Genomic DNA, 9,987 nt, shown 5'->3' with positions numbered 1-9,987 from the left:
ACCATACACCTCGGTGACCACCCGGGATCACACCGTCGACGGCGCTGAAATTACACCACGTGCTCGGACACTACCCAATCAGCGCGCCCAGCGTGTCGACCGCCACGTCGTCCATCCGGCCCAGCCAAGCGCGGAAATCCCGCGGGCGGATCGCGCCGGGCAGGCTGTCCCGTTCCAGCGCGAAGATCGTGCGCTTCAGCATGTCCTCCAGATAGCCGAAGCCTGCGACCGCGTGCCCCAGTTCAACTGCCATCGGATCCGGCAGCCGGTGCCAGCTTGCCGGTGCGCCGGTCAGTCGCGCCACAGCGCCTCGACCCAGCTTGCCGGCCGGACGAAATGCCGAAGATGCCGGGGCAGGCTCTCCTGACGGCTGCCGTCGAAGGCGGCCCGGAAATGCCCGCGCAGGTCCCGCACCGGGACCTGATCGCTCCACCGTCCGGCGATGGCGTCGGGCGGGTTCAGCCCGCCGGGAAAGATCACCACGCGGGCGCCGCGCGGGATGCGGGGTTCCACCCAGTAGCGCAACGGCATCGGGGGCACGCAGTGGCGGCGGAAATGAGCGACCCAGCCGCGCGGCCAGAACTTGACGCCGCCCGGCGCGTTGCGGGTGACGAAGCGCTGTTCGTAGCGATAGCGATCGGCGATGCCCTGCGGGTCCGCGCGGAACATCTGCTGCAGCGGCGCCAGCCGCCCGACCTGCATCCGGTAGACCGAGGTCTGGCCGACCCGCGGCTCGAACCAGGTGTTCGGATTGGTGGCCAGAACGGTGTCGTCGGGCTCGCCGAAGGTAAAGAAATCGTCAAGGCTGCCGGTGATGACGACGTCCAGATCCAGGAACAGCACGGTTCCGGTGATGTCGCCCAGATCACCCCACAGGCGCGACTTGGGCCACTTGCCCTTGGTGTTGACCGGGGCCTCGTAGCTGAATTCGGGCAGGGGGCGGACCACGATGTCGGGGTGCAGCCCCGTTGCGTCGTCGGTAAAGCAGATCAGGCGAAACGGGGGCGTGATGTTGCGCGCCACCATGGCCCGCAACCGGTTGGCATAGTGCGGCCCGTATTGCGTGCCCCACTTGATGCAAATGATCTGTTTGCCGTCGGTATCTGCCACTGTGGCCCCCGCTTGCGTCGGCCGGACCGTGCCACGGCCGGCGCGCTGCAACAAGACAACCGTCACGCAGGCCGGCGGACGAGGACCTAGATCGCCGGTCCGGTCCGGCGTCAGTCGGCGGCGTTCAGGGCCGAGATGATCGGACCGAAATCCGCAGCCATCAGGCTTGCGCCGCCGACCAGCGCCCCGTCGACATGCGGGATCGCAAAGATCTCGGCCGCATTGCCCGGCTTGACGCTTCCCCCGTAGAGCAGTCGGAAGGCGTCCCCGTCGCCAAAGCGGGTGACCAGCGCCTGGCGCATGGCGGCGTGGACCTCGGCGATCTGCTCGGTAGTCGGGGTTCGACCGGTGCCGATCGCCCACACCGGCTCATAGGCGATCACGGTATTGTCGGCCGTGGCGCAGTCCGGAACGGATCCGGCGAGTTGGCGTGCGATGACCTTCAGCGTCTGGTCGCCGTCGCGCTGCGCCTCGGTCTCGCCGACGCAGATCACGCTGGTCAGGCCGGCCTCGTGAGCCGCGACGGCCTTGGCCGCGACGCTTGCATCATCCTCGGCGTGATCGGTGCGGCGCTCGGAATGGCCGACGATGACGTAATCGGCGCCGACATCGACCAACTGTGGGGCCGAGACGTCGCCGGTATGGGCGCCGCTGTCCCTGGCATGGCAGTCCTGGCCACCCACGGCGATCCAGCCGCCTGCGATCCGCGCGACCATCGGGTGGATCAGCGTCGCGGGCGGGCAGATCAGCACTTCGCAATCGGGTTCGTCACCGCCCAGCAGGCTGTCGATTTCGGCCAGCGCGGCCAGCGATCCGTTCATCTTCCAATTGCCGGCGGCGAGCTTGCGCGGGGCCATGTCCATCCCTTTCCCTTGACCGAAGTTGCCAAGGGCTTAGGCGAGGAGGGCGGACGGGATCAACCCTCGTCCAGCGGGATGATCAGGTGCCCGACCGCGCCTCTGCGGCGGCCTCTCCGTCGCGCGCGATCGAAAAGCTGACCGATTCTCCGCAGCCGCAGCTGTCGGTGACATTCGGATTTCGGAACCTGAAGCCGCTGTCCAGCAGGCCGGTCGCATAGTCGATCTCGGTCCCGAATAGGAACATCTGGGCGGTGGGCGCGATGAGGATCCGGGCGGCACCCTGTTCCACCACCTCGTCGCCCGGGGAGGGGGCGTCCGCCAGCTCCATCGTGTATTCCATGCCGGCGCATCCGCCCTTCTTCAGGCCGATGCGCAGCCCGGCGGCGTCCTTGCCGGATATCAGCCGGGCAATCTGCGCCTCGGCGGCGGGGGTGATGGTAACGGGGGATTTGCCGGGGATCGAGAACATGGGCCGTCCTTTCGCGCGTCCCTGCAAGATAGGCACCCGCACGTCCAGGCTCAACCCGGCGAAGGATTTCCGGCCCGCTCAGTCGCGATGCACCGGGCCGCGCCCCTCGGCCTCGTCGATCAGGCTGCGGACCCAGCGGGCAGCCAGCCAGGTTGCGGGAATGCCCAGGATCACCGACACCACCACCGAGGTGACCGGCGACAGCGAGCCGATGCCCACCGCATTACCCATCAACGACAGCATGAACAGGTTGATCGCCACGGCCGCCGCCGTGAACGGATAGAGCAGCAGCCCGAGCCGCCACATCCGGGCGCGTTCCGGGGTCATGCCGCGTTCTGCCGGCGTGCAGCGGTCAACGCGGCCGCGATGCAGGCCGGGATTGCCGCTGCGGTGCCGATGGCCGGGGCGATCGGTCCGGGGTTTCCGATGGCTTCCCAGCCCTGCGGCACATCCTCGGACACGTGTCCGGCGGTGGTGGCGAAGAATGGCAGGCAGATCGCCGGGCCGGTGATCTGCAACCGGGCAAAGAACGGCTCTTCCTCGATGAAGCCGCAGGTCACGCCCCTGAATCGCCCCGACGCGGCAAGTGCATCGGCGAAGGCGCGCGTGGCCGTCGCCGATCCGCGCGACTTCTGCGAGCCATGCCCGACCACCACCAGCTCCGCGGTCGCTGGGTCGATCCCGGCAGATGCGGCACTGTCCAGCGCCAGGTCCAATCCGATCTGCGGCATCGCCGGGTCCAGCCCCAGCGGCTGCAGAACCGTGTAATCCGCGGCGCCGGCCATGCCGAGCCGCCGCGGCAGTTCGGACCGCGTGAACCATCCCTCGGCCATGAACACGGGGTAGACCAGCTGTGCCCGCGCCGCCCGGCGAACCGAACAGCCGCAGGCAAGCGTGGCACCGTGGACGACCCAGCCGCCGCCCAGTTCGGCCGCGACGCGCACCGCCAGTTCGTCGATCTGCGCCTGCAGCGGCGCGGGATCGCCCGGCTGCCCGTGCGCGATGATTGCCGCTTCAGTGACTGGTGCCATCGGAAAACGTGATCTTGTTCCAGACATTGTACTTGCCCGAGGGTTTGCGCATCGGCAGGCGCCGGACTTCTTCCAGCGTGTTGGCGTCATAGACGATCACGGCGCCGTCGTCTTCCCAGATCGACACCAGCGCATGGCTGCCGTCGCGGGTAAACTCGGTATGCGCGACCGTCTTGCCGGGGGCGGGGTCCAGCGTCCGGACGATGTCCAGCGACTGCTTGTCGATGATGTGCATCTTGTCCTTGTGGGGACCAAAGAACACGTCCGCCCAGACATAGGGCGACGTCTCGTGGCTGCGCAGGAAGAAACCGGGCCCGTCCGTCCCGATCTGCCTGACCAGGCTCCAGTCCGTCATGTCGATGACCGACAGCACGCCTTCGTTCAGGTGCGGCGTGGCCATGACCTTGCGGCCGTCGCGGTCCCAGGTGATGCCCGATCCGAGATGCGGCATGCCGGGCAAGGGCAACTCGGCGACTTTGGACCCGGTGGTCAGGTTGATGACCACACCCTTGGTGCCTTCGCGATTGGTGCCGATCAGGTTCTTGTAGTCAGGGTCGAAGAAGAAATCGTCCAGCGGCTCCTCGATCGGCATGCGCCGCCGGGCGAACAGCCCTTCCTGCGCGCCATAGGCTTCCTCCATTCCCTTTTCGAAGGTGTGGACATAGCCGTCGTAATACGGGCCTGCGCCGGGATCGGTCCCGACCTCCCAGATCTCCGGCGCATCCTTCAGGGCCAGGATGAAGCTTTGCCGCTGCGGCGCCTGATAGACGGCCGACACGCGGCTGGGCGTGCCGTCGCGGGCCGTCACCTCGAGGACCTTTACCGGCGACAGGTCGGACGTCGACAGGATGGTCAGGGTCTGCGGCAGATAGTTCGCCACCGCCAGCCACTTGCCGTCATGGCTCATCGCGATGTTGCGGCTGTTCAGGCCGGCGCGGACGCGGCCGACCTCTGCCAGCGACCAGATGTCGTATTTCTGCACCCAGCCGTCGCGCGACATGATGAACACGTATCGTCCGTCGGGGCTGAACTTGGGACCGCCATGCACGGCATAGGGCGTGGCAAAGCGGTCAAGCACGTCGAACGTGTCGCCATCGAGGACGCTGACGTGATGATCACCGGTTTCCACCACCAGGGTGATGTTCATCGGATCGGCATCGAACACCGGCTTTTCCGCCGGCGCATAGTCATCGGCCAATTCACGGCTGGCGGCGATCTCGGCTTCGGTCCAGTCCGGCACGTTCTCGACGGGTGCGGTGATGTAGTCGACCAGCGCGGCGATCTGCTCGCCGCTGAGCTGGTCGGCAAAGCCTGGCATCTGGGTCGCGGCCCTGCCATGCGCGATGACCTCGTCCAGCCCCTTGGCACGGCGCAGCGTGTCCGGGATCAGCGCCGGGCCGGTGCCGCCCAGCCGGTTCTCGGCGTGGCAACTGGCGCAATGTTCGGCGTAATCCGCCGCTGCGTCTGCCTGGCCGCTGACGGGCATTGCCAGCACCAGCGCCACCGCAGCCGATAGCCTGCGCAGCCCGCGTACGGCGAGCGGGTGTCCTGCAATCAATGCAGATCCGCCCCGAAGGTTTTCGTTCAACTTCCGTCCGCGCATATGGCCGCCAACTGTCACCGGGTCAGAAGAAGCGGTGCGCCGGATCATGGCTTTTCCCGCGAAACGGCGTGACGGTCAGGCGGTCGAGATCGTCCTCGACCCCGATTTCGGCATTGGACATGTAGCAGGCCGGGTCCTCGGCCCAGGGATCACCGGTCAACTGCAGGGCGCGGATGCGGGTGTTGCCCCCGCAGACATCCCGGAACCCGCAGGCGCCGCAGCGCCCCTTCAGCGGGCGCGGTCGTGTCCGTAGGGTGGCCAGCATGGGATCATCACCGGTCCACCAGGCGCTGAACGGCTTTTCCTTGACCGAACCGATCGTGTAGTCGGACCAGTAGGTGTCGGGATGGACCTTGCCCTGCGGGTCGATATTGGCGACGCCCAGTCCCGACGAATTGCCGCCCCAAGCCACAAGGTGGTCGCGCATGTGCGCCACCGCCTCGGGTGCGAAATGCCGTTCGGCCCACCGCATGAAATAGACCGCGTCGGCGTCGTTGTTGCCGGTAACAATCTCCAGCGGCCGGCCGCCGGACACGGCGTCCCACGCCCGCTCAATCAGCAGGTCCATCGCGGTGCGGGTATGCGCGTGTTCCTGATCCTCGCCCCGGTGCTTGTCACCTCGGCCCGCGTAGACGAGGTGCGACAGGTAGAACTTGTCCACCCCTTCGCTGTCGCACAGGTCGAGCATCTGCGGCAGCTGGTCGCCATTGTCGCGGGTGATGGTGAACCGCAGCCCGACCTTCACGCCCCGCGCCTTGCAGGCCCGCACCCCGGCCAGCGCGTTGGCGAACGCCCCGTCCACGCCGCGGAACCAGTCGTTGGTGGCGCCGATCCCGTCTAGGCTGATCCCGACATAGTCGAACCCCAGGGCGGCCACCCGGTCGGCGACGCCGGGGTCGCCCAGCTTGGTCCCGTTCGTGGAAAGCGACAGATGCCGGAAATCCAGTTCGCGGGCACGTTCGGCCAGGTCCCAGAAATCGAACCGGCTCAGCGGCTCGCCGCCCGACAGGATCAGGGCCGGAATCCGGAACGCCGACAGGTCGTCCAGAACGCCAAGCGCCTGTTCATGGGTCAGTTCGCCGGGGAACACGTTGTCGGACGAGACCGTGTAGCAGTGCCGGCAGCGCAGGTTGCAGGTGCGGGTCAGGTTCCAGATCACCACTGGCCGGACCTTGCCCGGCGTGCCGCGCCGGCGAACCGGGGTAGGGTGCACCAGCTGGTGCATGTACTGGGTCAGTCGGAACATGGCTCTCCCTCAGTCGGCGTCGCGCAGGCGCAGGCCGGTCTTTTTCAGGATTCGGGTGGAATACAGGATGTCCTGGCCGTGGCAGGCGTCGCCCAGCAGTGCCTCGACCTGGCGGCGCTTCTCCTCGACCTGGGTCCGGTCCGAACCGTGCAGCATCGCGAACAGGTTGTATGGCCAGTCGGGCAGCGCGCGCGGACGCTGGTAGCAATGGGTGACGAAGGGCAGCGCTCCGATCTGCGCCCCGAGTTCCGAGATGCGGCCGTCATCCACGTCCCAGACGCTCATCCCGTTGGCGGTCATGCCGAGAGCGTAATGGTTCGGCGCGATCGCGATTCGCCGGATGATGCCGCGATCCAGCATCGCCTGCATGCGGGCGATCACCTCGTCCTCGGACCGCTCCAGCTGCTGGGCGATGGCCGCGTAGGGCGCGCGGGTCAGCGGCAGACCGGCCTGCGTGGCGCGCACGATCGACCGGTCAACCGGATCGAGCCCGGGGTCGGGGGCGGTCACGCCTGAACCCGGAAGCCGATGAAATATTCCTCGAGCTTGGGAAACAGCATCACCTTCAGTCCCGTTTCATCCTCGATCGCCCGTGCCGTCCGCTCGATCCCGTCCGGATCGTCGGTAGCCAGAACGAACCACATGTTCAGCTTGTGGGTGCGTTCATAATTATGCGCGACCTCGGGGTGCGCATTGACCTTTGTCAGGACCTCGTCAAAGCGATCGGCAGGCACGGCCATCGCGCACAGGCAGAAGGCACCGCCCATGGCCGCCGCGTCGAAGAACGGGCCGAATCGCGTGATCGCACCCAGTTCCCGCAGCCGGATCAGTCGATGGATCAGATCATCCGCGTCGATCCCCAACTGGGCGCCGGCTTCGTCGAACGGGGCGGGGGTCAGGGGAAATCCGTCCTGCAGCGCGTTCAGGATGGCGCGATCCGTCGCGTCCAGCGCGTCGCCGGGCAGCACATTGCGCATCGGCCGGCTCATGCTGCTGCCTCGATCAGGGCACCGCGCTGCTTGAAGCAGCGGGTGGAGAACAAAATCTTGTGCTGGACCTCGGCAAGGTCGGGCAAGTCCCGGGCCCGGTCAAGCACCGCGAGCGCCTCGGCTCGGCTGCGCCCGTGGATCATGCAGAACAGCGGCCAGTCCCATAGACCGGGCACGATGCGGCGCTGATAGCACAGAGTCACCCCCGGCACCTGCGCCAGGGCCCGACCGGCGGATTCGACGGATGGATCCGCCACGCGCCACACCACCATGGCGTTCGCAGCCCATCCCAGCGCCCGGTGGCGCACGATCACGCCGACCCGGGTCAGGATCCGCGCCCGCGCCAGAACGCCGATCCGGGCGATCACCTCGGACTCGTCGCGGCCAAGCTGCCGGGCCAGCGCTGCATAGGGGCGCGGAACCAGTTCCAGCCCGGAGGACAGCGCCTGCAGCAGCGGGCGGTCGTCGTCGCGGAGCACCGACAGGTCGGCCGGGCGGTCCAGCCCCAGAGCCTGCCGTGGGCCGTTCAGGCGAAAGCCCAGGTCGATGTTGAAGGGCCGCACCAGCGGCAGCGATAGCACCTGCAGGCCGGTCGCCGCCTCGATCCGCGCCAGCGTCGCCGCCAGATCGTCGGGCGTGGGGGCGGTCGCGACAAACCACAGGTTCCACTCATCCTCGCGCAGATAGCTGTGGTTCACCCCCGGCTCGGCCCCCACCAGCGCCGCGACCTCGTCGATCCGCGCCGTGGGGATCGCCAGTGCCGCCAGCGTCGAGGCCCCCGCGGTGTTGGGTCGGCAGGTGGCGCCGACCCGGGTGATCCGGCCCTGGTCGCGCAGCCGGGTCAGGCGGGCGATCACCTGGTTCTCGTCGATGCCGATCCGCTCGCCCATCGCCGCAAAGGGCCGCGGCAGCAGCGGCAGGTCGCGCTGGAATTCGTCCAGCAGGCGGGTGTCGGGGCAATGCGGCGACAGCATCGTCATAGGCCGGTCCGATGCGCACGGTCGGTGAAGAAGATGCCGGAGGGCGCGCGCGCCGGCAGTTCCGCGATCTTCTGGTAAGTCCGGGTGTCGTAGATGACGACGCGATCATCGTCGCGCGCCGACAGCCAGACCTCGCGGCCGCGCGGCGTGAATTCCATGTGCAGGATGCCATTGCCGGGCTGCAGGGTCTGCTTGACCTCATGGGTCATGCTGTCGATCACCTGCACGGTGCCGTTGTCGGGCGGGGCAAAGTTCACCCACAACTCGCGTCCGTCGGGGCGGGCGGTCACGAACACCGGCTGCCCCGCGACCTCCGTCCGGCCGAGTTCGTCGCCCGTGGCGGCGTCGGCCCACAGCACCTGGTGCAGCCCGACGGCAGGCAGCGCGTAGGTCTGGCCAGCCAGCGTCCAGCCCTGCAGATGCGGCATCTTGTAGACCGGCAGGTCGGGCTCGTTCCGGCCATAGTCCGGCAGGATGCGGCGCGGCTGGGGCGGGTCCTGCCACAAGTCGATCGTGGTCAGCCCCTTCTCGCCGAACAGCCCGACCACATAGGTGCGGCCGTCGCCGGTAATCAGCGCGTCATAGGGATTGGCTCCGACGTTCTCGATCCTGTGGATATCCGGATCCGCGGGGTCGGCCGAATGATCCAGCACCCAAACCTCGCCACTGTCCCAGGTGGCGACCACGAAGCGCGATCCCGGGGCATCAGCCAGGCCAACGGTCTTGGATCCCATCGGCACGTCGGCAACCAGGGCCAGCGTCTCTGCATCGAATACCTTTACCCCGCCGGGCTCGTAGTTCGACATCGCGACCAGCCTGCCGTCGTCGGAGATGGCGCCGCCGATGGAATTGCCGCCCTGGATGATGCGGCTGTCCAGCGCACAGCCGAGGATGTCGACCTTGCTGAGCCCGCCGTCGCGACCGAACACGAAAGCGAACCGGGCATCGGGCGAAAACACCACGCTGGCGTGGGACAGGTCGCCCAGGCCCTCGACCCGGCAGACTGCGGCGCGGTCGGACTGATCGACGACCAGCACCGATCCGCTGGCGCGTTCGATGACGACCCCCAGATCGCCGGTGCCGCGCAGGGTAGGGGCAGGATCGCCGTCCGTTGCTGCATCGACCGGGGGCGCGTCCGCCGCCGCCGCCGGGCGGTCCGGTGCAGCCTGCTGCGCCGGCTGGGCCAGCGCGACCCCCGCAAGCAGGGGCGCCGCAAGGATCGCCAGCAGGCCCGTTCGGATCATTCGGTCTTTTCCTTCAACAGGTATTCGGCAATCCACAGCGCTTCGTCCTCGGAAATCAGCGGGCGCCACGGTGGCATCGCCGTGCCCGGAATGCCATCCAGAATGATGGCGGCGAGCCCTTCGGGGTCGCGGCCCGCCAGTGCGGCCGGGGTTATGGGCGCGCCCAGCCCGCCCTTCATGGTCAGCCCGTGACAGGATCCGCAGTCCTGCACGACCATATGTTCCAGCTCGGCTGCCCGACGTTCCGATATCTGGGATCCAGGCGGGTCAGATTGCAGCACGGCAGAGGCAGAAGGGGATGGCGCCGCCGGAGCCGTCAGGCGCGCAGCGGTCGGCTGGTCCGCCCGGCTTGTGGCGGGCTCGACCCACCGTTCGGTGCCGTGGGCGACCGGGGCAACCCAGACGCCGGCGGCCGTCAGCATCAACGCTGCGCAGATCGCCGCCGCCGTCCGGGT

13 protein-coding genes are annotated in these 9,987 nt (G+C 68.0%); all 13 read right to left on the bottom strand.

From position 1 onward, the window contains the following. Positions 1-70: 70 nt before the first annotated feature. Positions 71-253 (bottom strand): hypothetical protein, encoded by a 183-nt coding sequence (locus Q0938_RS12650; protein ID WP_299362838.1) that lies wholly within the window; start codon positions 251-253, stop codon positions 71-73. Positions 254-291: 38 nt separating this feature from the next. Then, positions 292-1,110 carry a glycosyl transferase gene (locus Q0938_RS12645; protein WP_299362836.1) on the bottom strand — a complete coding sequence of 273 codons (819 nt, stop codon included), beginning with the start codon at positions 1,108-1,110 and terminating at the stop codon, positions 292-294. 110 nt (positions 1,111-1,220) lie between these two features. Further along, a complete protein-coding gene (tpiA, locus tag Q0938_RS12640; RefSeq protein WP_299362867.1) occupies positions 1,221-1,967 on the bottom strand; it encodes a triose-phosphate isomerase in 747 nt (248 codons plus the stop codon). A gap of 82 nt (positions 1,968-2,049) precedes the next feature. Continuing rightward, complete coding sequence (locus Q0938_RS12635; RefSeq protein ID WP_299362834.1) at positions 2,050-2,439, bottom strand: iron-sulfur cluster assembly accessory protein; 390 nt, start codon at positions 2,437-2,439, stop codon at positions 2,050-2,052. 78 nt (positions 2,440-2,517) lie between these two features. Next, positions 2,518-2,766 carry a hypothetical protein gene (locus Q0938_RS12630; RefSeq protein WP_299362831.1) on the bottom strand — a complete coding sequence of 83 codons (249 nt, stop codon included), beginning with the start codon at positions 2,764-2,766 and terminating at the stop codon, positions 2,518-2,520. Next, the gene (locus Q0938_RS12625) at positions 2,763-3,470 is read right to left on the bottom strand and encodes a cobalamin biosynthesis protein CbiX (protein ID WP_299362828.1); all 708 of its coding nucleotides are present in this window, start codon (positions 3,468-3,470) and stop codon (positions 2,763-2,765) included. The genes Q0938_RS12630 and Q0938_RS12625 overlap by 4 nt, the downstream gene beginning before the upstream one ends. Then, positions 3,454-4,956 carry a nitrite reductase gene (locus Q0938_RS12620; RefSeq protein ID WP_299362865.1) on the bottom strand — a complete coding sequence of 501 codons (1,503 nt, stop codon included), beginning with the start codon at positions 4,954-4,956 and terminating at the stop codon, positions 3,454-3,456. The genes Q0938_RS12625 and Q0938_RS12620 overlap by 17 nt, the downstream gene beginning before the upstream one ends. Positions 4,957-5,095: 139 nt before the next feature. After that, positions 5,096-6,319, bottom strand: coding sequence for a heme d1 biosynthesis radical SAM protein NirJ (gene nirJ, locus Q0938_RS12615; RefSeq protein WP_299362825.1), 1,224 nt, complete (start codon positions 6,317-6,319; stop codon positions 5,096-5,098). 9 nt (positions 6,320-6,328) lie between these two features. After that, complete coding sequence (locus tag Q0938_RS12610) at positions 6,329-6,829, bottom strand: AsnC family transcriptional regulator (RefSeq protein ID WP_299362822.1); 501 nt, start codon at positions 6,827-6,829, stop codon at positions 6,329-6,331. After that, positions 6,826-7,308 carry an AsnC family transcriptional regulator gene (locus Q0938_RS12605; protein WP_299362819.1) on the bottom strand — a complete coding sequence of 161 codons (483 nt, stop codon included), beginning with the start codon at positions 7,306-7,308 and terminating at the stop codon, positions 6,826-6,828. Before Q0938_RS12605 ends, Q0938_RS12610 begins: the two co-directional genes overlap by 4 nt. Then, entirely contained in the window at positions 7,305-8,288 is a 984-nt protein-coding gene (locus Q0938_RS12600) for an Lrp/AsnC family transcriptional regulator (protein WP_299362816.1), read from the bottom strand. Before Q0938_RS12600 ends, Q0938_RS12605 begins: the two co-directional genes overlap by 4 nt. Next, a complete protein-coding gene (locus Q0938_RS12595) occupies positions 8,285-9,532 on the bottom strand; it encodes a cytochrome D1 domain-containing protein (RefSeq protein ID WP_299362813.1) in 1,248 nt (415 codons plus the stop codon). The genes Q0938_RS12600 and Q0938_RS12595 overlap by 4 nt, the downstream gene beginning before the upstream one ends. Then, the gene (locus Q0938_RS12590) at positions 9,529-9,810 is read right to left on the bottom strand and encodes a cytochrome c (protein WP_299362862.1); all 282 of its coding nucleotides are present in this window, start codon (positions 9,808-9,810) and stop codon (positions 9,529-9,531) included. Before Q0938_RS12590 ends, Q0938_RS12595 begins: the two co-directional genes overlap by 4 nt. Positions 9,811-9,987 lie beyond the last annotated feature (177 nt).

The sequence above is a fragment of the uncultured Paracoccus sp. genome (assembly GCF_947496875.1).
In the GTDB taxonomy this organism is placed as follows: Bacteria; Pseudomonadota; Alphaproteobacteria; order Rhodobacterales; family Rhodobacteraceae; genus Paracoccus.
The sequence above is the reverse complement of the archived record's forward strand: the minus strand, read 5'-3'. Positions and strand labels throughout refer to the sequence as shown.

Coding starts and splice junctions, on each gene's coding strand:
- Q0938_RS12630 (WP_299362831.1), bottom strand. CDS start 2,766: ATGACCCCGGAACGCGCCCGGATGTGGCGGCTCGGGCTGCTGCTCTAT.
- Q0938_RS12605 (WP_299362819.1), bottom strand. CDS start 7,308: ATGAGCCGGCCGATGCGCAATGTGCTGCCCGGCGACGCGCTGGACGCG.
- Q0938_RS12625 (WP_299362828.1), bottom strand. CDS start 3,470: ATGGCACCAGTCACTGAAGCGGCAATCATCGCGCACGGGCAGCCGGGC.
- nirJ (WP_299362825.1), bottom strand. CDS start 6,319: ATGTTCCGACTGACCCAGTACATGCACCAGCTGGTGCACCCTACCCCG.
- Q0938_RS12650 (WP_299362838.1), bottom strand. CDS start 253: ATGGCAGTTGAACTGGGGCACGCGGTCGCAGGCTTCGGCTATCTGGAG.
- Q0938_RS12620 (WP_299362865.1), bottom strand. CDS start 4,956: ATGCCCGTCAGCGGCCAGGCAGACGCAGCGGCGGATTACGCCGAACAT.
- Q0938_RS12600 (WP_299362816.1), bottom strand. CDS start 8,288: ATGACGATGCTGTCGCCGCATTGCCCCGACACCCGCCTGCTGGACGAA.
- Q0938_RS12635 (WP_299362834.1), bottom strand. CDS start 2,439: ATGTTCTCGATCCCCGGCAAATCCCCCGTTACCATCACCCCCGCCGCC.
- tpiA (WP_299362867.1), bottom strand. CDS start 1,967: ATGGCCCCGCGCAAGCTCGCCGCCGGCAATTGGAAGATGAACGGATCG.
- Q0938_RS12595 (WP_299362813.1), bottom strand. CDS start 9,532: ATGATCCGAACGGGCCTGCTGGCGATCCTTGCGGCGCCCCTGCTTGCG.